22 protein-coding genes and 1 tRNA gene are annotated in these 22,898 nt (G+C 36.2%); 11 read left to right on the plus strand and 12 right to left on the minus strand.

What is annotated here, in order from left to right:
- Nucleotides 1–123: 123 nt before the first annotated feature.
- The 3 genes from ACY45D_RS16575 to ACY45D_RS16585 form a co-directional block, all read right to left on the minus strand.
- Nucleotides 124–1,230: a YqaJ viral recombinase family nuclease gene (locus tag ACY45D_RS16575; protein ID WP_463107690.1), complete on the minus strand. Its 1,107-nt coding sequence runs from the start codon at nucleotides 1,228–1,230 to the stop codon at nucleotides 124–126.
- A 100-nt stretch (nucleotides 1,231–1,330) separates the two neighbouring features.
- On the minus strand, nucleotides 1,331–2,368 hold the full coding sequence (locus ACY45D_RS16580; RefSeq protein ID WP_463107691.1) for a DUF932 domain-containing protein: 1,038 nt from the start codon (nucleotides 2,366–2,368) through the stop codon (nucleotides 1,331–1,333).
- A gap of 100 nt (nucleotides 2,369–2,468) precedes the next feature.
- Entirely contained in the window at nucleotides 2,469–2,720 is a 252-nt protein-coding gene (locus ACY45D_RS16585; RefSeq protein ID WP_463107692.1) for a hypothetical protein, read from the minus strand.
- A 779-nt stretch (nucleotides 2,721–3,499) separates the two neighbouring features.
- On the opposite strand from ACY45D_RS16585, the gene ACY45D_RS16590 reads away from it, so the two are divergent.
- From ACY45D_RS16590 to ACY45D_RS16605, 4 genes are read left to right on the plus strand one after another with little or no spacing between them, the layout of a single operon-like run.
- Nucleotides 3,500–3,877: a hypothetical protein gene (locus ACY45D_RS16590; RefSeq protein WP_463109505.1), complete on the plus strand. Its 378-nt coding sequence runs from the start codon at nucleotides 3,500–3,502 to the stop codon at nucleotides 3,875–3,877.
- A gap of 48 nt (nucleotides 3,878–3,925) precedes the next feature.
- Entirely contained in the window at nucleotides 3,926–4,522 is a 597-nt protein-coding gene (locus ACY45D_RS16595; RefSeq protein WP_463107693.1) for a hypothetical protein, read from the plus strand.
- Between the two features lie 55 nt (nucleotides 4,523–4,577).
- The gene (locus ACY45D_RS16600; protein ID WP_463107694.1) at nucleotides 4,578–4,907 is read left to right on the plus strand and encodes a hypothetical protein; all 330 of its coding nucleotides are present in this window, start codon (nucleotides 4,578–4,580) and stop codon (nucleotides 4,905–4,907) included.
- 60 nt (nucleotides 4,908–4,967) lie between these two features.
- Nucleotides 4,968–5,552, plus strand: a complete 585-nt coding sequence (locus tag ACY45D_RS16605; protein ID WP_463107695.1) for a hypothetical protein — start codon at nucleotides 4,968–4,970, stop codon at nucleotides 5,550–5,552.
- 271 nt (nucleotides 5,553–5,823) lie between these two features.
- Here the strand turns inward: ACY45D_RS16605 and ACY45D_RS16610 are convergent, their stop codons facing one another.
- The 3 genes from ACY45D_RS16610 to ACY45D_RS16620 form a co-directional block, all read right to left on the minus strand.
- Entirely contained in the window at nucleotides 5,824–7,233 is a 1,410-nt protein-coding gene (locus tag ACY45D_RS16610) for a hypothetical protein (RefSeq protein ID WP_463107696.1), read from the minus strand.
- Nucleotides 7,234–7,840: 607 nt separating this feature from the next.
- Nucleotides 7,841–8,809: a YagK/YfjJ domain-containing protein gene (locus ACY45D_RS16615; RefSeq protein ID WP_463107697.1), complete on the minus strand. Its 969-nt coding sequence runs from the start codon at nucleotides 8,807–8,809 to the stop codon at nucleotides 7,841–7,843.
- A gap of 293 nt (nucleotides 8,810–9,102) precedes the next feature.
- On the minus strand, nucleotides 9,103–11,340 hold the full coding sequence (locus ACY45D_RS16620; RefSeq protein ID WP_463107698.1) for a hypothetical protein: 2,238 nt from the start codon (nucleotides 11,338–11,340) through the stop codon (nucleotides 9,103–9,105).
- A gap of 216 nt (nucleotides 11,341–11,556) precedes the next feature.
- On the opposite strand from ACY45D_RS16620, the gene ACY45D_RS16625 reads away from it, so the two are divergent.
- Nucleotides 11,557–11,985 (plus strand): hypothetical protein, encoded by a 429-nt coding sequence (locus tag ACY45D_RS16625; RefSeq protein ID WP_463107699.1) that lies wholly within the window; start codon nucleotides 11,557–11,559, stop codon nucleotides 11,983–11,985.
- A gap of 327 nt (nucleotides 11,986–12,312) precedes the next feature.
- Here ACY45D_RS16625 and ACY45D_RS16630 read toward each other — a convergent pair whose 3' ends face one another.
- Nucleotides 12,313–13,263, minus strand: coding sequence for a hypothetical protein (locus ACY45D_RS16630; protein ID WP_463107700.1), 951 nt, complete (start codon nucleotides 13,261–13,263; stop codon nucleotides 12,313–12,315).
- 409 nt (nucleotides 13,264–13,672) lie between these two features.
- On the opposite strand from ACY45D_RS16630, the gene ACY45D_RS16635 reads away from it, so the two are divergent.
- The 3 genes from ACY45D_RS16635 to ACY45D_RS16645 all read left to right on the plus strand — a co-directional run bounded on the left by ACY45D_RS16635 (nucleotide 13,673) and on the right by ACY45D_RS16645 (nucleotide 14,558).
- Complete coding sequence (locus ACY45D_RS16635; protein WP_463107701.1) at nucleotides 13,673–13,900, plus strand: hypothetical protein; 228 nt, start codon at nucleotides 13,673–13,675, stop codon at nucleotides 13,898–13,900.
- 319 nt (nucleotides 13,901–14,219) lie between these two features.
- Nucleotides 14,220–14,360, plus strand: coding sequence for a hypothetical protein (locus ACY45D_RS16640; protein WP_463107702.1), 141 nt, complete (start codon nucleotides 14,220–14,222; stop codon nucleotides 14,358–14,360).
- Nucleotides 14,361–14,482: 122 nt separating this feature from the next.
- Nucleotides 14,483–14,558, plus strand: a tRNA-Thr gene (locus ACY45D_RS16645).
- A 72-nt stretch (nucleotides 14,559–14,630) separates the two neighbouring features.
- On the opposite strand, the gene ACY45D_RS16650 is transcribed toward ACY45D_RS16645, so the two are convergent.
- The 3 genes from ACY45D_RS16650 to ACY45D_RS16660 all read right to left on the minus strand — a co-directional run bounded on the left by ACY45D_RS16650 (nucleotide 14,631) and on the right by ACY45D_RS16660 (nucleotide 18,499).
- Complete coding sequence (locus tag ACY45D_RS16650) at nucleotides 14,631–15,449, minus strand: SAM-dependent methyltransferase (RefSeq protein ID WP_463107703.1); 819 nt, start codon at nucleotides 15,447–15,449, stop codon at nucleotides 14,631–14,633.
- Between the two features lie 19 nt (nucleotides 15,450–15,468).
- Complete coding sequence (locus ACY45D_RS16655; RefSeq protein ID WP_463107704.1) at nucleotides 15,469–16,767, minus strand: FAD-dependent oxidoreductase; 1,299 nt, start codon at nucleotides 16,765–16,767, stop codon at nucleotides 15,469–15,471.
- Nucleotides 16,768–17,623: 856 nt separating this feature from the next.
- Nucleotides 17,624–18,499, minus strand: a complete 876-nt coding sequence (locus tag ACY45D_RS16660; protein ID WP_463107705.1) for a pirin family protein — start codon at nucleotides 18,497–18,499, stop codon at nucleotides 17,624–17,626.
- 318 nt (nucleotides 18,500–18,817) lie between these two features.
- On the opposite strand from ACY45D_RS16660, the gene ycaC reads away from it, so the two are divergent.
- Both ycaC and ACY45D_RS16670 read left to right on the plus strand, forming a co-directional pair.
- A complete protein-coding gene (gene ycaC / locus ACY45D_RS16665; RefSeq protein WP_463107706.1) occupies nucleotides 18,818–19,444 on the plus strand; it encodes an isochorismate family cysteine hydrolase YcaC in 627 nt (208 codons plus the stop codon).
- Between the two features lie 523 nt (nucleotides 19,445–19,967).
- Complete coding sequence (locus ACY45D_RS16670) at nucleotides 19,968–20,891, plus strand: LysR substrate-binding domain-containing protein (protein WP_463107707.1); 924 nt, start codon at nucleotides 19,968–19,970, stop codon at nucleotides 20,889–20,891.
- Nucleotides 20,892–20,961: 70 nt separating this feature from the next.
- Here ACY45D_RS16670 and ahpC read toward each other — a convergent pair whose 3' ends face one another.
- A complete protein-coding gene (gene ahpC / locus ACY45D_RS16675) occupies nucleotides 20,962–21,525 on the minus strand; it encodes an alkyl hydroperoxide reductase subunit C (RefSeq protein ID WP_463107708.1) in 564 nt (187 codons plus the stop codon).
- Nucleotides 21,526–21,744: 219 nt separating this feature from the next.
- On the opposite strand from ahpC, the gene ACY45D_RS16680 reads away from it, so the two are divergent.
- Complete coding sequence (locus ACY45D_RS16680) at nucleotides 21,745–22,080, plus strand: hypothetical protein (protein ID WP_463107709.1); 336 nt, start codon at nucleotides 21,745–21,747, stop codon at nucleotides 22,078–22,080.
- Between the two features lie 48 nt (nucleotides 22,081–22,128).
- On the opposite strand, the gene ACY45D_RS16685 is transcribed toward ACY45D_RS16680, so the two are convergent.
- Entirely contained in the window at nucleotides 22,129–22,770 is a 642-nt protein-coding gene (locus ACY45D_RS16685) for a TetR/AcrR family transcriptional regulator (protein WP_463107710.1), read from the minus strand.
- Nucleotides 22,771–22,898: the final 128 nt, after the last annotated feature.

The raw sequence follows: 22,898 nt of genomic DNA on the forward strand, positions 1-22,898 counted from the left end.
ATCACCCGTAACATTTGTTTTAAATTTCTCCGCAATTCAGTTCATTTTGTTCTCTGTAAGTACTTCGGTGCTTACAGGGAACGGGGACTGTTTTGCGATTTTTTGGTGAAATGCAGTTCAGCTTTATTCATCATCACAGTAGATGTTGAAACGTCGTGAACCTTGTTTGTGGTTGGAAAATTGATTGAGATATTCAGGATGCAGTTTCAGTAATGCTTTACTGTCTAAGCTGATCGAGTCTTTGGACTTTTTCCAAGTGACTGAACCTGTGCTGAATGTGGCGCGTTCCGCATCCTGCATTTTGGCTTGCAGTTGATGTTTGAGTCGGTCGAACTGTTCTTCATGCTTTTCAATCTGATTGCGTGCTTCAATCAATTCTTCAAATTGTTGATTGGCAATCGGGTCTGCTGACAGATCGGTGGTACTCAGTGGAATATGTTCAGGGTAAAGCAGTTGCAAGGCTTTCGCTGCTGATTCACTGGCATCTGCTTCAGGCGGTGTATCATTTTCCACACACTCCCAGAAGTAGCGTTCAGCATTGATGATGTGTTGTATCACCGATTCTGAACGGGTCACTTTAAAGATACGGGTTTCATGCCCACAGATCAGTACACAAATATGTGCTGCTTTTTTACCTGTCACCGCCAATTGATGTTGTACCTGACATAGCACGTATAAAGGCACACCATCTCGCCACAGTTTTGCGCCATATTCTCCTGCGGTTTTACATTCCAAGACTTGTACATCTTCACAGCCGACCACGGTGTAATCCAAGTTTGCCAACATAAAGTATTTGTCTGCTTCGGGATGTTGCAAGACGGCATTGATACGACGGACTTTGTTGTTGGTGTGCATGCTGTAGTATTCAGCCACTAAAGGTTCAAGCCGTTTGCCCCAATATAGTGGTGCATGTCCTTCACTTTCATCTTCAATGAGTTGTTGAATACGACCAGTTTTAATCATCCACAGTTCGAGCATCGACATATATGGATTCAACCCACAGGCTGCTGCACAATCACTACTGCCAATGCCTTTTCTACGGATTTCTAACCATTCGGCTTGGCTGAGTTTTTTGGTATCTACAAAGCGTTTGGCTGTGAATAGCTTGGGGCGATTATTGGAGTGGTTGTTTGGGCTTGATGATGTTTTGTGTCGTGGTGGCTTATTTAGCGTTATTTTTGGAGGTATTGTCTGTGCTGTTGGATTCACTGTATTGAGTGCTGTATTCATTTTAAATGTCCTATGTGTTGAATTTTGGGCATAAAAAAAGCCGTGTCCGTAGACACAGCTTTACTTAACTTGAGTGGGTTAAATTGGTTTACTTAGGCTATTAAATAATCATGCGTAAGGCTTGTTCCAGTCCGCGTTGTTTTAAGCCTGCGCCTGCACCAAACCATGCTGAATCAAGACGGTGATCGGCACTCATGGCGCGACGTTCATGGTCGGCAAACTCGGTAATCGAACACAGTAAACCGTAAGCAGTGTCTTTGGCTGAGCTAAGCTCTGCACCTCGTCCATGTCCGTTAAACATGGTCATCACTTTAGACATGGCTCGCCCATTGGGTTCGGTTTTACTGGGGTTGTTTTGGGCTTGGTTCGCCACTTGACGATAGTATTGAATGATTCCTTCGTCCTGTTCGGTTGGACTCAAACTGCTATTGTTAAATACTGCATCGAAATAGGCTGCAGCTTCTTGTTGGGTCACTTTACGTTGGCTGAGCTGTTTCATTTCATACATATGTTCATCCCATGCACGTACTGAAATGCCCAATTGCTGTTTGATTCGATCTGCATCAAATCGGGTGCTGTGTGGGACTTTGACCACTCCTGTGCTACTGTTCTGACCTTTCAAGGCAATGGCTAAAGTGTTGTTACACACCACACGAATACTGGTGAATTGTGCTGTGGTGGCTAGTGTGCCATCACAAGCGGTTGCCAGCAGGATATAGCCATTGCTGATGTCTTTGCCTTTGAGTGCTGTGGTTTGCCCTGTTTTGGCTAAAGCCCAGAATTTCTTTCCACCTTTCAGTACACCTGCCGTTTCCAGTTCGAAGCCTGATTGTTCGGTCAGATCACGGTAGAATTCTAAAATCTGTGTGGGTTGGACTTCCTGATAGCGTTGACTGACCACGGATAGCGGTGCATGGGTATCAGAACGGTATAACACGCGTTGTTCTTCGAAAGGCATAATGATGTTTTGCCCTCTGTGGTTTTGTGCCATATAGCTGACATCCGAAGATTCAATACGCCAGTCCATGCCAGCCTGTTTCGCCCAGACTTCAATGGGTTGGTTTTGACTCAGTTGGTTGCCTAAGCCATGCCAAGGGGTTTTGCCAACATACGCCATGTGTTCAAGTTGATGTGCCATAAAATAAATCCTGTTGTTATTTATAAATTTCTGAAAATGTTTTGAATATTGATGTGCATGTGTAGTCTTAAGCTGTGCAAGGCTACGCCTGTGTTGATGCTTATTTTCGGTAAGGCGGTCGATATGGCTGTTGGGTTTGATCAGCTATTACCATAATCACGCCACCCAGCATTGCGCCTGCAACACCACCAATAAAAGGTGAATAGCCCAATGATTTCGCCAAAGACATGCCAAGCATTGCCAGCGTGGTCGGTGAATTATTCAGACCTAAGCCTTGTACAAGTGGTTTTACACTGGGTTCTCGCTGTGGAAACATCTCTTCTTCCTCTTGGTCAAAATCTCGATACGGCATAAAAAAACTCCTGAATGTTTCAATCATGTTTATCTAAGAAAAGCTGAGTCTTGATGCATCAATGCATCCAAGACCCGTTTCTGTTTCATGCAGGTGTTATGTATCTGAGATTTTTTACAATGCGATTTATGGTTATTTTTTAGTTCTTTACAGCGTATTCCAACAGAAATGAAATTGACCGTTTACGGTCTTATGATTATGATGAGCGTGCTGGACTACATTGCCAGTCGGTTTTAGCAGACCGTTTCATACAGCGCATCAGGGTATATTCGTCTGAGTATTCTTTGTGTGCGTAAAACCTTCTCGTCCCCCTTTGCGGTAGAACGGGAGGGGGACGCGTCCGCGCGTGCTGGTTCTGTATGTCCAGTCTGCTAACCCCTTTTCGTTCTGCCACCATTATTTAGCAGTAATTTGGCAGAACTCCTTTTACATACAGGAGTCAATCATGACTGTTTCTTTTATTTCTCAATATTTTTACAACACCCCACCCTTTGATTTTGCTTGTGCATTTCAGCACAGCATTGCTGGCTTCACCATGTGTCGTGCGTCCTAATCAGGCATTTGCGATAAAGCAATCTCAGTCTTAGCTCAACCCAATCCAATGGGTCAATAACGCCTTGTTCAATGTTTGGCTTAATTGCATCTCAATTTTGGGCAGAGCACATCTGACTGAGCCATTTAGCACCACACGCTGAGCAAAACCGTGACATCAACAACAATAATTCAGGGGTGAAATATTCATGCATCAACATATCCAATCTTTTTTACGCACTGGGGCAATGGTCTTAGCGGTATCCGTGCCATGTCTCAGCCATGCCGACATGAATCAAGTCATGGCACTGGTCAACAATCCTAGTACTGCACCTGCGATCAAACGCTGTGAAGGCAATGCCAACTGCAATGCTTTTGTGGCACTCAGTAAACAATGGCAGATCATCCCTAAAGATGACCCTTTGCGTTATTTCATTTATAGCGCAGACCTCAATGGCTTAATTCGTGAAGGTAAGGATTTACACGAACAGAAGTTGTTGGATTTAGATGATTTTGCCTATCAGGTCTTTGACTATCATGCCGAAAATGGGAATGACCGATGGTTATATCTCAAAGGCTTATCGGTGCTGAAATATGTGCAACGCACGCAGTTTTCACAGCCGTAATTTAAGTCTTTGTCATTTACCCATTTTTAATTTAAAAGGACATTTCCCATGAACAGACTGATTCTCAGCAGTATGCTGATCATTGCACTCAGTGCGTGCAATAAAAGCCCTGACAATGCTTCTCAGGCATCTTCAAGCACCATGGATGAAGCAACCAAAGCGCAATTAAATTCAGCCATTGCATCAGACAGCAATGCGATTGATCCTGCCAAAGAACGTGAAGCGGAATTGGCAGCGATTGCGCATGATCGTTATGACCCTGACAGCATTTACTCAGGTGCGGAGAATATTGATATTCCACCACCGCAATTGAAACGTAAATTGCTCCCAGGCGAAGCGCTTGAAGTGAAGTTTAGACCTGCCGAAGCTTTTGTTGGATTTCAAGTGAGCACATATACCGTCTTGGATACCACTCGCTTGAGTGTCTTTACTGAAATTGACGATGTGCTAGATAAAATTGAAATGGACAATCCAAATTGCAAAGTGAGTGCTGTTGAACCGTATACCTTTAAATTGCCAAAGCACATTCACTACGGTGGAAAATTCAATCTTCTACTCAAAGGTTGTACCGCTGACGAAATCAAGGAAGTTTATTTTTATACCGCGCATGGCAAATTGACCTACACCGCCATTGTCGAAGATTAATTGTTTTAGGCGTTCTAAGTTCACACACGATTTTAAAACAATAAGGATTTTTATTATGAAACAACACATTATTTCATTGGCATGTGCTTTAGCCACTTGCTCGTTTTCTGTACATGCCCAATCGAATGCTGCAAGCAACTCAAATAACACCACGGTAACTGTACAAAAAGTTGAAGGCTATGGTGAGTCAAGTGATGCATTCACATTTAAAGCCAATTCAGGCAAACGTTTTATGGTGTTTAACGCAGGCGGTACGAATCCAATCAAAGGTGAAGCCTTAATTCAGCAATCGGTGAAATCTAAACAGAAGATTTGTTTAAAGCTGGATCGTAATCTCAATGAACCACGTATGGTACTCGCTGTCAAAGCGGGTGCATGTCAATAATTCATCAATGTAGTGTGCTGTTGGTTTTTGATTCCGAACAGCACTGATTAGGAGAATGGCATGCCCTTCTTTAAACGTGTTTTACCAGTTCCAATTTCAACGTCTGTAATGCTGTCTATTTCCATGTTGCTGTTGAGTGGGTGTCATCCAGCACCCAATACAGCGCAACAGCAAAACAAAGAGGCACAAGCTCAAAGTGAAGCCAGTCAACCCATTGCAGTGGATCAACAAACTGCTACCAGTGGGCTGAGTCCAAATGATGAAATTCCTGTTTTATCAGCAGAAGAATTGAAACATTACGAAGAAACAGGAACGCTACCTGACGATGAATCTGAGGCGGAAACCGAAGTACAGGCTGAAGCAGTGCAAGATGAACAGTTTGAAGTTCGGACGTATCGTGCTGAGTCACAAGGTTCTTTGACTGGTTATATCGACAAAATTAATGTGACTTCACTAAATGATCAGCCGACGACGATTACAGGCATTCAAATCAACCGTGGCAACTGTGCGGTGACCAGCATGTATGATTATAAAAACATGCGTTATGGTTCAATCGCCTTGGTATATCCGCGTTGTAAAATTGAACAGATACGTGAGATTCGCGTCAGTACAATAAATGGCACTTATGCTTTTCAGATGCGTTAAATCAAGGAATATTTATAACCTGAAACCAGTTTTATAAACTACCTATAATGAATCAGAACTATTTAATTGTGATAAACAAATTTGTGAAACATTGCTTAAATCAAAATCGTGGAGCGTGAATAATCACAAAAAAGCCGTCCCAGTGCGCTGAACGTTGGAACGGCTTAAAGTAAGATAATGATTTAGAAAGTATAAATCAACGCATTTCGCATAAGCTGTATTATGTTAATTTTAGGAGATATTAAAACTTACTATCGACATAAAATATCTATCAACTAGAGTCTTTAGCAAAAAAGGATTCTAGATTAGAGTTCTCTGCTCTTCTAGCTAAGTCAACCAAAGTGTGCCCTTCAAGTAAGTCGTCTTGCGTTAAAAGTCTAGACAATGGTACTGTATCTTCCGATAGCTTAAGTAGATCTTGATTCCGTATAGAAACAACAGCAAGGATTTGTGCACGTTTAGATTTGTCCTCAATCGTAAATCCTGTCCCTGTTCGAGTCATCTCATAGTTCTCTTCAATTGTTGTTCTACCAGCACTTCCTCCAAATGACCAAGGACCAATATTAAAGCCAGCACTTCCAGAAACCGATCGCTTATTAAAAAAGTAGTCTGTAACAACAGAACTTGTTATTAATTCTATTTTTAAACCATGTATTAATATTACCGAGGTTGGAATAAGATTTAATCTACCTGCTTGCCCCCAAAAGCCTTTTGGCATTCGATCCCTAAATCTTGAAATTATTCCTGCTTGAAACCATTGTCCTCGATCAACTGCAAAAGACTGAATATTTTCAAAGTGAATCTTAATTGACATAGTATCTTTTTCAGTCTGTATTTTTATAGTTTCATTAGATGCTCCTCCTCCAGCACCAAAGAATCCAAAATAGCTACCATTGATACCAGCATTCCACCTTTCTTCAAAACGATGTGTTTTTTCGGATTCATCATTAAGTGATATATCTAATGTTGAGGACGTTTCTAAAAATACTTTAAGATCATCTGAAAGTCCTGCACGATACCAATATTGCCAATATTCTGCGGAAAGCTGAGTATCATTTTCATCTTGTGGTAAAGGAATTTTTTGACGTGGGTCAGAAATCATACTCATGACTCTACCTACTTCCAAAATATCCCCACCCACTTTATTTGCTTCCAACATATATGCAGCAAGGGTAATTCTTACATCATTTTGATAATTTAGTCGCAATGAATTATAACCAAAATCAGTTTCCCACTGTACGCGGCTAAGTGGAGGTTTCCCTCTGTTATTTGCTACATATCTATCCCATTGTTGATTAACAAAGAATTCATTTTTTTGAAGTTTATCTTGTGCATCTTTTCTCTCTTGATCTAAACGTTTTAGTTTGTCCTTATCAACATCTGTATTTTTATTGATCAATGATGAATTCAGTTCATCTAGAAAGGCTAAATATTCATTTGGTACATTGCTGCCAGCAGCTGGAAAATATAAAGCATTCCATGTAGGAATTTGATTTGCTATTCTCTGTTCTCTATACATATTCAATAGTTGATTTGATGTATCCCAATCTGCTCTTTCTGCTATTTTCAAAGGTTGAACAATAACACCTAAAGGTTCTTCCGATCCTATTAAATTAGTGACAATGGTTCTGTGAAGAGCAGCCCAAGCTTCTTTCCCATCATTTTCGAAAATTTTAGCCATATTTATCTCCCAATAATATAAAGGAAAGGTTTCTATTAAATTCCTTTATGTATATTTTTTACTTTAATACTTGAAGTATCAGAAGTACAAAACTCTTTGTTTTGCTCAAAAAGCATACAACACAATATCCAAAATAATTGTTGTTTATTTTTTAACCAACCAATAAGAATGACCTGAGAATAATTATTTATTTAACATAATGGCGCTTATGCGAAATGCATTTGTTTAAACCTAAGTAGAAATATCCTATAGCGACATTTCCAATGTCAAGCACAGGATTCAAATTTCATTGTTGAACTACTATTTCCCGTGCACATCTTCTTGATATCTTTTGAGAGTAATTGCGTTTGTTTTATTTTTCTAATGTTTCATGTTTTTGCTAGATACAGGTCAAGACTGAATCTAGCCGAAGATGGTGGAGTCACTGATGCTTTTGATGCAGTTTCATTAGACACAATTTAATCTCATATTTTTGAGATTAATACAATATATCGTTTATTTTAAGTATCCAAACACGATATATAGTAGATTTAACATAAGCTTATTTGGTTAACTTATTCTACATAGGATGTGTAATGCTGTAATACATTACACATCCCTACCCATATCAATCATCGTAATCTGTACACAGCTTGAAGCCATGAACAGCAGGTGGTGGTGTAGTGGCTACACATCCTCTCCGTTTTGCAACTTCATACTGACCTTTGCCAAAGCTCCGCATCTTTTTGACTTTCACACGTAAATGCTGATTGTCTTTTTCAGGATTTACCAGATACATAGCAGCATTGATTGCATTCTGTACCTGCTCAGGCTTGTTACGATAAATCATACCAATACCTAAAATGCCTTTTTGATTAAATTTCTCTTTGTACTCAGGTGTGTTTGAGTTAAAGAAATAGCCTTTGCTGTCTGTAATCTTATCCCAACATTGCCCGACCTGTATTGCCATACCGTAATCTTTTTGGTGTTTATGCCCGTCATAAATCAGTAAGACATGGCAGTGATAGCCTTTCTTTTCACCTTGTTCAATTGCCCATGCATAACCCTGTAGGTCTTTGAAACAGGTATCATGATTTTGTACTCGATTTAAAAAGGTACGTAAATACTGGTTAAATTGTTCAATACCAATTTCATGTTGATATTCCGTCAGAATACTTAAATCTACACGAACAAATAACAGTTTAGAATAATGCTGTGTCAGTGATTTTATATAGGTTTTTAAAGACTTTTGATTTTCACCTTCTTGAGATTTAAAATACAATAATTCTAAATCAACATCCTTAAAATAATATAAAGCATCATTCCATAAAACACGTGATTCAAAAGTATTTAAATCATGAATCGTCTTTTTAGTTATTAACAACTCATCCAGTGATTTCACCATTGCAATGAATGCTTTAACACTTTCGCTATATACTAAATCAGGTTTATAAACGTCTTTGAACTTAGGAACCAATTCAATCAATTTGCTTTTAAGTTCAATCTCATTCAATTCATTGCTATAAATAAATTGTATAAACTGTTCTATCTCAATCAACACTTGAGACTCATTGGTTTTAGGTTTTTCTACACACATACAAATACCCTTGTGGTTTTAATTCATACCACTCGGTCTTTATTTAAATTTTACAGTTTATGCTTATGTTATGTCATGAATTGGTTTAATAACTTAAAACATAGCAGTATAGATATTGATGATGTTCTTTTAATGTTTTTATAGATTGTGTATTCATTATATTAATAACCCATTCGGTTTATATCTGTAAAACACCACAATTCACGAAAACTAGCTTTCACATTTCACCGCTCAGCACAATAAAATCAATCTTATAAACTAAGCTAAAGTTAAGTCATAAAATACGTCTTTGATTACAACTCAGGATCGCCCCCTTTTGTAAACATTTTGATTTTTTTATGCTCAAGATCATCATACAATTTCGGTAGATAAAAATGCCTGTAAGTAAAATATGGAAGTAATTTTTCAAACAATGTATGTATCAATTTCTTGTTTTTCTTTTCAGTGATCACAAAATAAGAGTTTAACAGCTCATCTGAATGCATCAGTTTTTTGCATTCAAAACCACTCGTCCTAAAGTGCATCCTATTTTCAATGTCTGCTGTCTGCTTACCTTCAAATTTTCGCCACGCATTCGATATTGCTTCGATCATTCGCTCAAAATCATCTCCATAGGTGTAGTTAAAAATAAAAACTACCTCTACATATGGAACAATCTTTTTCTTCTCAGAACTCTGTGCTTGTGGCTCACCCAACCAAATTAAGAAATAACTATTCAAATGATTTAATGCACCATTACTTTTTTGTTGAGTTCGTAAAAACTCAGAAAAGTGTTCTGAAAAAAAATTTCTTTGAACGATAAAAGTCTCCCCTTCGACCTCTGCATAGAAATTAATCCTGCATACTAAGCGATCACATTGAAACACTTTTTTAAAATACTCTTTTGCTGTTTTTGTACGTCGATCAAATACCGTTAGGTCATTATATGTTGAATTTTCAACATGAACATTTTCAAATGAAGGCAATCGAGCACTGAATTGACTCGGTAAGTAATGATCTCTAAGCTGATTAAAGTTCTGCAAATTGTCAGCAAAAGCATGGATACCCTGTTTCGATAATTCCACTAAGGCAACACAGAGCTGACCATTCAAAAACGCCCCTAACCTAGAACCCAACATTAAATCAAGTTCTTTGAGATCATTTAAAAGATTCGGTCTTTGACAAAACACATTAAACACATAAAATAATTGGCGTCCTAACCTTCTTGGCTCGATAAGATTCTTGGTGCTGTCCAAGATAAAAAATGGCTCTGTCCCTAAACTTAAAAACGTGTAAAAAACTTGAAGAAAATAATAAACCTCATTACTTATTTTCTTCTCAGGTACAAGATCATAATGAATTTCAGACAATACAATTTTATCAATCATTAATTTTTTTTGATCAGATTTTGGTAGAACCTGTATAGACCAAACGTCTTCAAAATTTGAAATATATCGCATCCATTCAGTCAACTTCACTTGCGTAATTTTGGGTACAGCACCTGCCTTAGATTTTTCCCCTCCTAGCATCCATGGTGTTGAAACTTGCTCATGTTGAAATTCAACATCATCCTTCCATAGTTTTTGATAATGAAAAAAATCTTCATGACGATAAAATGAGCCTATTGTCCAGTACAAAAAACTTTCTAGCTGTGTATTGTTTTCAACCCATCCGATAACTTCTGTACCCGCTACTTGATTTAGTGTTTTTCCCCAATTTTTAAACTCTACCTTAACGGATTTGTTGAACATATTGGGAATCTCTTCCAACCAGTTCAAACACTGATTTGGATTAGAAAAGTGTTGTTTAGAGTAAATTAAAATGCAATTGAGCAGAAAACCTTGCACACCATCATCTTCAAATTTAAAAAATACTTTCAGTAACCTACGATCTGAAACGATTTTTTTCTCAATTAGATGTGCTAATTCAAACTGCTGATCCATCCGATTTGAAAGAATTTCCCCCTCAATTTTTCTGAACTGATAAGTAATATTAAATGTATAAAGGCTTCCATACTGCAGAAAAAGTCTGCTTACATCATACTGTGCGTCATTGAGTTGTTGATGATTTCTTTCAATATAACTCGGTAGTGGTTGTCTAGCATTCAGCTTAAGCTGTTCGGAAAAAATAGTGTAAAACTTTAGGCATTGCTGAACAGGAAACCTCCCCTTTAACATTGCATAATTTTCTAATACGCGTAAAAATTTATTTTCACCCAACCCCTGTTCATTTTGATCATATATTTCTAAAGCCCTTTTATATACTTTAAAAAGCTTAAAATTGATCGTGTTCTTGTATACAAAAATAGCTTGATGCTTATCCCAAAGCTGCATAAATAGTTCACGCTCATCCATCGAATTGGCTAGTGAGTTAAGAAATTCATCATCATTAATCGTCTGATGATTCTGCCAACTTTCTTCCAACTTACATAAGGAATCAAACAGCCAAATCCAATTTTTAAAAATAGAAATCTTTTTATTTTCGTATGCATCAATTTCATAAAGATATTTTTTCTCTAAAATTTTAATTACACTTTTATCATCAATCATCATGAAATAAACAATTAAATTAATTTAAACCATTGTAATATATATCATATAGAACTTTAAAAATATAAAAAAATACCTATTTATCCATAAAATAAACTTAAAAATATAACAATATAAACCTATATATACCGTATAAAAACCTATAAATTTATGAAGAGTTTGGGGTTGTTTCTAAATAGATATAGAATTCAACATCTACAACTTAATTGCTTGCTCGATATGGAATCAAAAATAAATGTCGCAGAATTTTGTAAGAAACACCAAGTTGAAAGGCATCTTTTAAATTACCAATTTCAAAAAGGTGCAATCACACGGGATGAAGATAAGCTGTTTGATGAAGATTTAATGTTGGAATTACTCGATTTAAAAAAAGACGATAATGTAGAAATTCAACATTTAAAAAATCAAGTTCAATCGCTTAAAGAAGAAGTCGAATTATTGAATGACAACAACACCAAACAGGCTAAGAAAATTATTGAAATAAAAAGTATTATTATTGAAACAGCAATGCTTATAGGGCTTTCTGCTGTCCCACAAGCAAAAAATCTTGCTCCCACCTTATCAGCATTAACAAAACTCATATATCAATCAAAAAAAATCAAAGATATGAACTTAGAAAACAGAACAAATAGTCCAATCAAGAAATAAGAAACCTTGTAGCTTTTAATTCGAAATCCAAATCCCCCACCCTAAGTATTTTGGGGGTATAATCGGGGGTAAAAATAAGAATTCGTTACTTTGATGTATTTATATTTCAATAACTTAAAATAAAAATGTGATTCCCTCTCTCGCCATTTTCTATTCTTACAATATCTCATAATGCACTCAAAAGCTTAAATCTAAAGGGTTTAGGCTTTTTTTATGTCTAATACGATATAGTTTTGAAATGAATAGCTCTAATTCCCCACTCCCAATGCAATACAACATATTTTGAAAGAAAAAATTTACCCAAGGTATCACTCAATCAATTTCAAATTATTCACCAACTTTTTTTGTTCGCTCGACAATAATATATTCATTTGGAATGACAATCTGTTTTTCAATATTTTTCACTGTGTAAGAAACTAGAGTATTTTTACCAATACCCTGAAATAATACTTTTGCATCCTTAAAAATAAAGGTTTTTTGCTCTGCTAGCACTTTAGTTGATGTTTTTGGTAAATCAATTAAATCGGCATAAGGTGCTTTAATATATAAGGTTGGTTTTTCTATTCTTACACCTGTTTTTTGCATCGTAAAATCTAAAAATACTTTCCCAATATCGTCAATAAAATACATGGGAACAAGTGGAGTCAAAATAAGAAAAAGCGCAATTTGTATGCTGTCTTTAATATGAGCTTCTAATCGCTTTAATTTAGCTCTTGCAAATATTTTAAAATTATCACTCGCATCAGGGTCATCAATAATATCTTTTAGATTTTCAAACTTATTATTAAACTCTTTGATCTTTTGCCTGTTCAGGTAAAAAGCATAATAAAATAAGGAAATAAAACTTGCTGTAACAACAACATAAAGGCTGATTTTCCAATCTAATAATAACAAACCACGAATTGTATATAAAAGATATAGGGATGCAACTAGTGTGATTATACTGATTTTTGGAAATGGAAGCTTTTTTCCAATTCTGATATGAGGTGGTAAATATTTATCAACCGTACTAAAAATTAGGTATACCATTGGCATTAAAGAGATACCAAAGAAAAATAGCACCATACTTAATCCGGCGTAGACTATAGAACAGGCAGCAAAAATCAGTAAAAAAATGAGGGTATCGCCAAAGCTAATTTCTGAAGGGATATAACCAATGGTTAGAAGATAGGCAACCAGACACAATATTCCTATTGCAATAATGGCTTTTATGGCTGTTAGAGCCACCTCATGCCATTGACTATAATTATTTAAAAATCTTGTTGTTAAGTCATTCATTTACTATCTAGCCAAGTTTTTATAATGCAATTTAAAAATAGCGTATTCCAAATACATACGTAAACAGTTATGGCTAATTTTCATAGTTATTCTCAGTTTTAAAGCTCTCCCTTGAATCATTTTAAGTTCCTAAACCCCAACCTAACGGCTTTGTGCAATCACTCTTTTACGTTTTGAAGTAAATAGATACATAACGTTGCATATAAAAATGCAAGTCACTATTTCAATTATCATTTTCTTGAATTAGTATCAAATTATAAAACTTCTGATCAATTTCAAGGAGCTCATAACAAATTAAAAAAAAAGATCATATAGATGCAATATTCCTTAAAGATAATCAAAGTGCCTAGCTCAACCCAGTAGCAACTCAAGCAAGTGAATAACATAAAACTGATATTCGGGAGTGATGATGAATACCAGCACCAATTATGTAAGACAAGTTAAAAATGCTAAACGCGGTGGATATACCCCAACTATTGCCAAAGATGTCAATAAACATAAAATTCAAAAAGCAATTCGATTGATTGAAGAATGGAGAAAGCTCGCAAACGAATTAAAACCTCAAATGCAAATTGATATGGCAATTACGCTAGAAGAATGTGCACAAGATTTAGATCTTATTTTAAGGAGTAAATAAGTCTATATTTTAATGTTATAGCAATTTTACTTATCAACGCAGTATCGTTCCATAAGGCTTACCTGATGTAAGCCTTATCCATTGCAGGCCCCTTGCTCTTTTTTTTATTTAAAGAAATTATTCAAAATCTTAGGATTTATTAAAACAAGTAAATTAGTCTCACACCATATTTATCGTTATTTTCAGAACGATTATTTATAATTACTGCATAAAGTAGATCAAAAGTAATATTTTTCAAGCAAATTAGCATCTATGTATTTACAAATAAAATCAACTTTGATAAAAATAATGCACACCAGTTCATACTAAGAAAAATATTATGAAAGGACTACCATTGATTATATGCGCCGTGTTATTGGTTGCTAATGCAATCGTATTTTCAACCTCAAATTTAACTAAAACATCGACAACGCAATCGGTCAAACAAGCTGTGAGTCACTTGTTTGGCATTAAAGCGTAATTAAAAAATCTGGATTTAGACTCATCAACCTCTCTTAAATGTTTGTAAATACTACAGATCATTCAAGTGTTTATTTTTTGGCTTGCAATCTTGAAAATATTCTGTAGAATTCACGCCAAGTCGCCGGCATAGCTCAGTTGGTAGAGCAACTGACTTGTAATCAGTAGGTCCACAGTTCGAATCCGTGTGCCGGCACCACTTATACTTAGCCTCGCTTTTTAGTGAGGCTTTGTTGTTTTTAAAGCTTCTATTTAAAATAAAACACTGTGTTCATTTTTTCTGTGCACTGATTTGCACATATTTTATAACACCATCTCTAAATAAAATTCGACAGAGCTTTGCTGTCATTTGAATCTTGAAATGATCCATTCCACGCTGCTGCACATGCAATGACTGCTTTGAAATATGGTCACTAAAACCCAGTAAAACTTGTTCTGAAATATCGTGGATCTGAACTGTATCAAATCCCTGTTGTTGCATCAGTTGTTGTATTTGTACTTGTTTCTTTAAATGAGCAAAATTCACATCTGCTGCTTTTAAAAGCCAAGCATATTTTAATTTTTTTGGGAAACTGTGCGCTTGTTCTGAAAGCATTAAATAATGGAATCCCAAACGCCCCTTATGATTTAAAACTGAATTTGCAGAATTTAAAAATAAGTTCAAATCACTATGATAAGCAGCATCAATACACATCACCACATCAAACTGATTTTTAAAAGGAATCTGTTGTAGGTCTAAAAAAGATTGGCAATAAATTGCATTTAATGGAATATGTTGTTGGATGTTATTCACACAGTTTTGTTGTAGCTCTACGGCTTCTAAGTCTTGAATTTTATAATGTTCTAACCAATATTTTAAACTCGCACCCTGCCCACAACCTAAATCCAAGACACGGTCTTGAGATTGCAGCTGAACAGCTTGTGCAAGATGTTCAGCCAATTGCTGACAAGCAAGTGGATAGGATAATGCATCACCATTCCAGTAGCCTAAATTAGTCCAAGCACATTCAGCCTCATCTCCCAATAATTTTGCATTGATGGCATATTTATGTTGTGGAAGTTTATTTTGAATTGCTTGTAACCATTTCAAATGATGAACCCATTTACGTTTAGTAGCCCAGTTGCGGTGCGACCTCTACTTTAGGTTTTAATCCTACAAATGGCAATGGTGCGCCAAAAATCTCTGCAATGTGCATTGCCGAGGTCACTGCTGATTCTAAAATAGGCAAGCCATCACACGACCAAGATCCGCAATAAAATACTTTACGATCTACTGCTTTATGTCGTTGTTGTAACTCTTTATTGAGTGCGACTGTTTCAATATCCACTACGGCACGAGTCAACGTCACCGTTGAAATGACTTTCTTTGGATCAATTTCAGTCACAGGACGCCATGTTTGGAATACTGGTGATTTTCCAACTAAACTCGGCTCAATCGAATTCAGCCAGACTGTAAATTGTTGCTTGGTAAATTTACGATCCATCATATAGCTGAGTACACTCCAATCCTTTCGGTTTGGTGGCATAACGGTTGGATCTGTATGCATCACCAATTCACCTTGCTCAAACTTGAATTTTTTCAAGAGCGCAATGTCGTCCGCAAACTGTTTAGCGTTTAAAAATTCTTCTAACTTATTGGTTGGCGTCGCAACAACAACGCGATCAAATTGAAATTTTTCACCTTGAACATTTTCAACAAGCACATGATCAGCTTGCTCTTCAACCTTGGTAATTTCAGAACCGCTATGTATATCAATCCCTTCAACCAATTTATCTACAAAAGCAGGTGTTCCACCATGTAGACGCAATAAAGCATCGCCATCAGTCAACTGTTTAAGAAAAATAAGTAACGGTTTTGCTGGCCATTCACCAATCGTTTTAGGGTCACATGTACAAATGGTGTAAAGTACTGGCATGACAGCACCATGCCAAAAAACTTCTTCAATTTCATTCTGATTAATAAAATCGGCAAGGGTAATTTCTTGATTTTTAGATTTAAAAAATTGATGAATAGCCGTTTTAAGCTGTAACATCCCTTTCACCAAACGCCAACCGTACTGCTTAATGCCTTTGCGATTATTGATAATCGGGAAGTTACCAATGCGAGTGCGTGAAGTCGTAAGCCAAGTTTCTGTCTTATCTTCAAATAACCAACTGCAAGCCATAAAAGTACGTACAGGAAATGTTTTAATGCCTAAATGCGTTGCAAGGCTTAATGTATTTTTCCATAGATGTGGATTCATCACACGTAAAGGCGCATCAATTAAACCACCTTCAAACGCTATACTATGACTATCCATACCACGACCAGGCAAAGCTTCAAAGATCGTGATGTTATAACCTGCATCTTTAAGAATTCTTGCGGTAGCGAGCCCAGCCATGCCGCTTCCAATGACTGCAATATTCAAAGTTATTATCCGTAAGTTTCCATTTTTTTCATTATGAGCTATGCCTTGATAAATGATGCTATTAAAAAGTTCCAGTTTTTTGCTTTTTTACAAGATCAAAACAAAGAGATATTTCACACTTTTGCCAAACGCTATTCACAAAATTTAATTTTTTAGGAAATAAAGCACAAAACTGTCATAATAATTTTATATTTTTCATATATTTATAAAATATTTATTAAAAACAAACAGATAATTTAACTATTTTTTAAAATATTGTTTACAAGATGTTTATTTTTATTTATCATAGTGCTTATAAAATGAAAACTAAGTCACAATAACAATCATCATAAGTGCTTACGACAGTAAAATGATAAAAGAAAATACAGCGCAAAAAGGATCTCTACTGTGTGGGTAGAGATCCTCTTTTTTTATCTAGACATTCATCTTGTTATAGACGTTTTGATCATTCATTTATGATTTTAAAAACAATTTTTAAGCAACTAAGCACAGCGATATCACACTTTAACTATTTTCGATCATCTGCATATTCGATCTTATATTGATGATAAATACTCAAAATATATAAAATATTCGTTTGGATTGTGTTTATTTTTAAAAGCATACTGAATCTAGTATCCGTAAAAAATACAATTAAAAACAATGCATGTAAATTAACCACAAAAATTAAAATGTGCTTTACATCACACTTTTAACGCATTATTATTGTCAAATATTAAGAAAAACTTCACACTATTAATAACAATAAACTCAAAGTAAGTAGACTACAGCGCAAAGAGCTTCTGTCTGATGACAGAAGCTCTTTTTTTATCACGGTTTCAATAAAAATTAGATCATAGATGTGATCTTTGAATGATTATGCATTTATAGCCATCTCACCAAATTTACCTTGATTGAAATCGTTAAACGCTTGAATGATTTCATCTTTGGTATTCATCACAAAAGGACCATGACCTTGAATTGGCTCATTCAGTGGTTTCCCTGTTAAGACCAAAAATTTAGCATCTTGCACAGCCGAAATCTGAATATGCGCCTCTCCATCATTGCCAAAAATAACAATTGAGTTATCTTTCACAGATTGAGTTCCATTGATCAATAACTCACCACCTAAAACAGCGACTAAGGTATTGTGATCAACAGGTACATGCAAATGTGTTTCATGATCTGCTTTTAACACACCATCCCACACATTGACTGGACTAAAAGTAGTCGCTGGGCCTGCTTGTTCAGCAAAGTTACCTGCAATCACTCTTAAATGCCCTGCATCATTTTCAAACTGAATCACTGGAATATCAGTTGCATCAATCGCTTGATATTTTGGTGTAGTCATTTTGTCTGCTGAAGGTAGATTGACCCAAAGCTGTACCATCTCAAATAAACCGCCTTTTTCAGCAAAGTCATGTGAGTGAAACTCTTCATGGAGCAAACCTGAACCCGCAGTCATCCATTGCACATCACCTGTTTTGATCGTACCACCACCACCATACGAGTCTTTGTGTGTCACCTCACCATGATAAGCAATGGTCACAGTTTCAAAACCACGATGTGGGTGCGAACCTACACCATGTTGCGCTGTGGTTGGATCAAAATGATAGGGTGCAGCGTAGTCCAAAAGTAAAAATGGACTAATGGCTTGTCCCAAACGATCATAAGAAAATAAATTTTTTACTGGGAAACCATCGCCAACCCAATGCATATTTTGATTGCGATAAACGCCGATAATTTTTTTCATCTCAAAGCTCCTATCTCTAGGGAGTAATATGAGAGCAAGATAATCTTTTTAAAGGCTAAGATCAGTATTGATATTAATACTCAGCTTCCTATATTTGAGATAACCATTGCAATATGAATTAAAATCAATCCCAAAATAAAGATAATATTTAATTTTAAAATATAATTATTAATAATTATCTCATTTTTAAGATAATTAATCCTATTTTATAGACTTAACAACACACAGAAATATTTTTATGATCGATTGTATTCAGTAAATGTCGCTACCTATTTACTTGAAATAATTGATTTGAAATCACTTTCTGAGGATAGAAAAATGGGAAAAAAATACGTTCGTTTAGACAAAGACAATGCAGCTGTTTTACTGGTTGATCATCAAGCAGGATTGCTTTCATTAGTACGTGATATTGATCCTGATAAATTTAAAAATAATGTATTGGCTGTTGCAGCTGTCGCAAAATATTTTAATTTACCGACTATTTTAACGACTAGTTTTGAAAATGGTCCCAATGGCCCACTTGTTCCAGAACTGAAAGAAATGTTTCCAGATGCACCTTTCATTCCCCGCCCAGGTCAAATCAATGCATGGGACAATGAAGACTTCGTTAAAGCCGTAAAAGCCACAGGTAAAAAGCAACTCATTATTGCAGGTGTCGTCACTGAAGTGTGTGTCGCTTTCCCTGCACTTTCAGCACTCGAAGAAGATTTTGAAGTGTTCGTCATTACCGATGCATCAGGGACTTTTAATGCTTTAACACGTGATTCAGCTTTGGATCGTGTTTCAAGCGCAGGTGCTCAGTTGATGACATGGTTTGGTATGGCTTGCGAATTACATCGTGATTGGCGTAATGATATTGAAGGTTTAGGCACGTTATTTTCAAACCATATTCCAGACTACCGTAATCTCATCACAAGTTTTAACGCGAACACTTCACAAAAGTAAGTGATTCATTCATATCGATAATATACAGATCAGTCAATCAAGCTGTTGAATTGACTGATCTTTGTATTTGTATAACCTGAGTTCGAGATAAGATATATTCCCAACTATATGATACGCGGCAACGTCAGTCGCATTGTTCGAGGCATGAGGAATATATTCCGCAAGATCTGCAATATACTGTTTTTGCAATATATTTGGTAATTGATAGTATTTGTCGAGTTCGCGACTGACAAATGGTTTTGCCCTTGCGTGGCAGTACCACTCATCCCGAAAGCCTTGCGAGGTAATACCTCTCAGGTCGAACCTGAACAAGATTGAAATATATTTCAAGCGAAGTGCAAGACGAAGTGGGTTAATCCTTACATCTGACTTTAAACGGTAAGACTCCGCTGTGCCTGATCTATCTTTTCAACAACTTACATCAAAATTTATCCCGAATTGACGTTTGTATATATTTCTATTTGATCCATGCTACTTCTTTTCGGTTATGCTATTTTGTAGTGATCTAAATTTAGGATAATTTATGCATTCATTTGATGATTATTTCTACTTCTATTTGGTGGTCAAACACGGCGGGTTTAGTGCTGCAAGTGAGGCGAGTAATATCACCAAATCTAAACTGAGCCGACGCATTTTAGAGTTAGAAAGTAAATTTAATATTCGTCTTATCGAACGCTCTACGCGCCATTTTAAAGTCACGTCATTAGGGCAAGAATTTTATGAGGCTTGCCGTAAAGTGATCACCGAAGTTGAATGTGCTGAAAATGTATTATTGCGTCAAAAAAGTGAGCCTCAAGGCTTGATTAAAATTAGCTGCCCAACAGTGATGATGCATTTTCAAATTCGAAGCCTACTCAACCAATTTTTAAAAACTTATCCTAAAGTTGAAATCGAATTGGAGTTGACCAGCCGTCGTGTTGATCTGATTCATGATGATATTGATTTGGCAATACGCACTAATTTCCAAAGCAATGAAGACTCTAATTTAATTGTACGGGATGTGATTAAAACCGTGCATTGTTTGGTTGCAAGCCCTACATTACTCAAAAATAGAAAAATTGAATATTTCCCAGAATTACATGAATTTCCAAGTATTGTACTGGGTACACAAAAACAGCAATATGCTTGGCATTTATCTCATCTCCAACATAATGAAGAAGTGAATATCCCACTCACACCACGTATTAAAAGTAATGATCTTGCAGGGGTTTATTATGCGGTTAAAGATGGTTTAGGGATTGCAGATTTGCCCTATTTGTCTGTAGAAGAAGATATTAAAAATGGCAATTTAATCCATATTTTACCTGAATGGTGTTCCAATATGGGGACGGTGCAGTTGGTCTATGCCTCACGCAAAGGGCAACGTTTAGCCATGGAAAAATTGATTGATACACTGGTTGAAGGACTACGTAGCTTAGCCGATCATCATTCAGGTTATGTGATATAAGCATCAATACAAAATCCAGAAGCGAAGTTCTGGATTTTTAAAAACTTTGATCAAAATTATTGGTAAGAAATTAAATCTTTCCAATCAAATCAATTGATGGTGCAAGTGTTGCATCACCTTCTTTCCATTTCGCAGGACATACTTCACCTGGGTGTGCATGTACATATTGTGCAGCTTTAACCTTACGAAGAAGTTCTTGCGCATCACGGCCCACACCGCCAGCATTGATTTCAATGATTTGAATTTTTCCTTCAGGATCAATCACAAAAGTACCACGATCTGCCAAACCTTCAGCTTCAATAAGGACTTCAAAGTTTTTAGCCAATGTCCAAGTTGGATCACCAATCATTGGATATTGAATTTTTTTGATCTCATCAGAATGGTCATGCCAAGCTTTATGGGTAAAGTGCGTATCGGTAGAAACAGAATAAATCTCAACGCCCATTTTTTGGAATTCAGCATAGTTATCGGCCAAATCACCTAATTCTGTTGGGCAGACAAAAGTAAAATCTGCTGGGTAGAAAAACACAACCGACCATTGACCAAAGAAATCTTTTTCAGATACTTCAATAAATTCACCATTTTTATATGCTGTTGCGTTAAACGTTTTAACTTCTGTATTGATCAAACTCATCAGGTATTCCTTCAATTCGTTTTAGGGATTGCTTATCTGTGAAGCCACTATACGAAACAAACTTATATTGGTAAAACAGTAGTTTTTTATTAATATAATCGAAAAATTAGATTTAATATTTCAATTTAAAACTTCGTTGCTATCGAAAAACTCTATTTCAAATTCTCTTGACCTATACCAACTTGTTCTGTAAATTTTCTTTTTGAGTGGATTTTAAAAATGATTTTTTCTACACTTCTAAAGCAATTCCAAAACCTTTCTAATGGTAGCGATGCTTTCAAGCAACTCAAAAATCAGTGTGAAGCACAGATTTTAAATACTGACGCTGACTTAGAAAAAAGCTCACTTTTCCTCATTTATGGTTTTGCTAAAAACTATGTTTTGCTTTATGAAGACCAAGGCGTAACAGCTGAATTTTCAGCAGCAGCCAAAACACAACTCTTGGGCTATATGCAACAGCTCAATCAAGCCATTGAAACAGGTGATAAGGCACTGATTCTCGACAGTTTGAATCAAGTGACTGCTGACTATATGCAAAGTTCACGCGTTTTCTAATTAGAATTGCCCCGTTTAAAATAGAATGTACCAACTCAAACAAGGCGCTTATTCCGCCTTGTTTTCACTGTCAGCCATGTAACTCATACTATGCCAAGCGGCTTGTGCCAATGTCTGCTTATAGACCATAGGCGAGGTACTTACTTTGCCTGAAAGCCATGCACGGCAATAACTTTCTGTTGCACCAATGACTAACGATAACAGCAATTCATAGGGAATATTTTGAAGAGAAACAGAGCCTGATTGTTGCTTCATCCAATTCAATAAATGCTGATTTCTCTGCTGATTTCTTTGTTTTAATTCAGAAACATCATCGCTTTTTATAAGAATAAAATTTGCAGCATATAAAAAACGTGCAAAATCTGGAAACTCCACCACCCAATCGATATAGCTGGCTATGACTATTTCGACGCCCTGCTGTAATGACTGCACCGACTGCAAAGCATGTTCACGGCGCTGAGCTTGATCTTGCAAAGCTGATAAATACAATGCCCGAACAATTCCTTCTTTGTTCCTAAAATGATGATAAATCGCACCGATACTGGTATTCGCACGATCACGAATCATTTCAATTGTTGTCGATTCAATCCCATCATTGAGAAAGCAAAACAGTGCTTCATTTAAAATAATACGTTTCAGTTCAGCACGACGACCACTATAAATTCTCTCTAATAAAACTAAATTATCCATTCAAAAAACCTACTGCTGATTCATCCTAAAATGATGATATTGACCATCCCATCTAAAAAATTCGTTTGCTTGACCAATAACAGAATATTATTCTGTATTAGAATTATATTCTGTTCAAATACATTAGG

The sequence above is a fragment of the Acinetobacter sp. BZX-2 genome, assembly GCF_055179795.1.

Bases quoted from the DNA above. Each gene is read 5' to 3' on its own strand.
- ACY45D_RS16575 (WP_463107690.1), bottom strand. From the start codon at position 1,230: ATGAATACAGCACTCAATACAGTGAATCCAACAGCACAGACAATACCT.
- ACY45D_RS16580 (WP_463107691.1), bottom strand. From the start codon at position 2,368: ATGGCACATCAACTTGAACACATGGCGTATGTTGGCAAAACCCCTTGG.
- ACY45D_RS16585 (WP_463107692.1), bottom strand. From the start codon at position 2,720: ATGCCGTATCGAGATTTTGACCAAGAGGAAGAAGAGATGTTTCCACAG.
- ACY45D_RS16590 (WP_463109505.1), top strand. From the start codon at position 3,500: ATGGTCTTAGCGGTATCCGTGCCATGTCTCAGCCATGCCGACATGAAT.
- ACY45D_RS16595 (WP_463107693.1), top strand. From the start codon at position 3,926: ATGAACAGACTGATTCTCAGCAGTATGCTGATCATTGCACTCAGTGCG.
- ACY45D_RS16600 (WP_463107694.1), top strand. From the start codon at position 4,578: ATGAAACAACACATTATTTCATTGGCATGTGCTTTAGCCACTTGCTCG.
- ACY45D_RS16605 (WP_463107695.1), top strand. From the start codon at position 4,968: ATGCCCTTCTTTAAACGTGTTTTACCAGTTCCAATTTCAACGTCTGTA.
- ACY45D_RS16610 (WP_463107696.1), bottom strand. From the start codon at position 7,233: ATGGCTAAAATTTTCGAAAATGATGGGAAAGAAGCTTGGGCTGCTCTT.
- ACY45D_RS16615 (WP_463107697.1), bottom strand. From the start codon at position 8,809: ATGTGTGTAGAAAAACCTAAAACCAATGAGTCTCAAGTGTTGATTGAG.
- ACY45D_RS16620 (WP_463107698.1), bottom strand. From the start codon at position 11,340: ATGATGATTGATGATAAAAGTGTAATTAAAATTTTAGAGAAAAAATAT.
- ACY45D_RS16625 (WP_463107699.1), top strand. From the start codon at position 11,557: ATGGAATCAAAAATAAATGTCGCAGAATTTTGTAAGAAACACCAAGTT.
- ACY45D_RS16630 (WP_463107700.1), bottom strand. From the start codon at position 13,263: ATGAATGACTTAACAACAAGATTTTTAAATAATTATAGTCAATGGCAT.
- ACY45D_RS16635 (WP_463107701.1), top strand. From the start codon at position 13,673: ATGAATACCAGCACCAATTATGTAAGACAAGTTAAAAATGCTAAACGC.
- ACY45D_RS16640 (WP_463107702.1), top strand. From the start codon at position 14,220: ATGAAAGGACTACCATTGATTATATGCGCCGTGTTATTGGTTGCTAAT.
- ACY45D_RS16660 (WP_463107705.1), bottom strand. From the start codon at position 18,499: ATGAAAAAAATTATCGGCGTTTATCGCAATCAAAATATGCATTGGGTT.
- ycaC (WP_463107706.1), top strand. From the start codon at position 18,818: ATGGGAAAAAAATACGTTCGTTTAGACAAAGACAATGCAGCTGTTTTA.
- ACY45D_RS16670 (WP_463107707.1), top strand. From the start codon at position 19,968: ATGCATTCATTTGATGATTATTTCTACTTCTATTTGGTGGTCAAACAC.
- ahpC (WP_463107708.1), bottom strand. From the start codon at position 21,525: ATGAGTTTGATCAATACAGAAGTTAAAACGTTTAACGCAACAGCATAT.
- ACY45D_RS16680 (WP_463107709.1), top strand. From the start codon at position 21,745: ATGATTTTTTCTACACTTCTAAAGCAATTCCAAAACCTTTCTAATGGT.
- ACY45D_RS16685 (WP_463107710.1), bottom strand. From the start codon at position 22,770: ATGGATAATTTAGTTTTATTAGAGAGAATTTATAGTGGTCGTCGTGCT.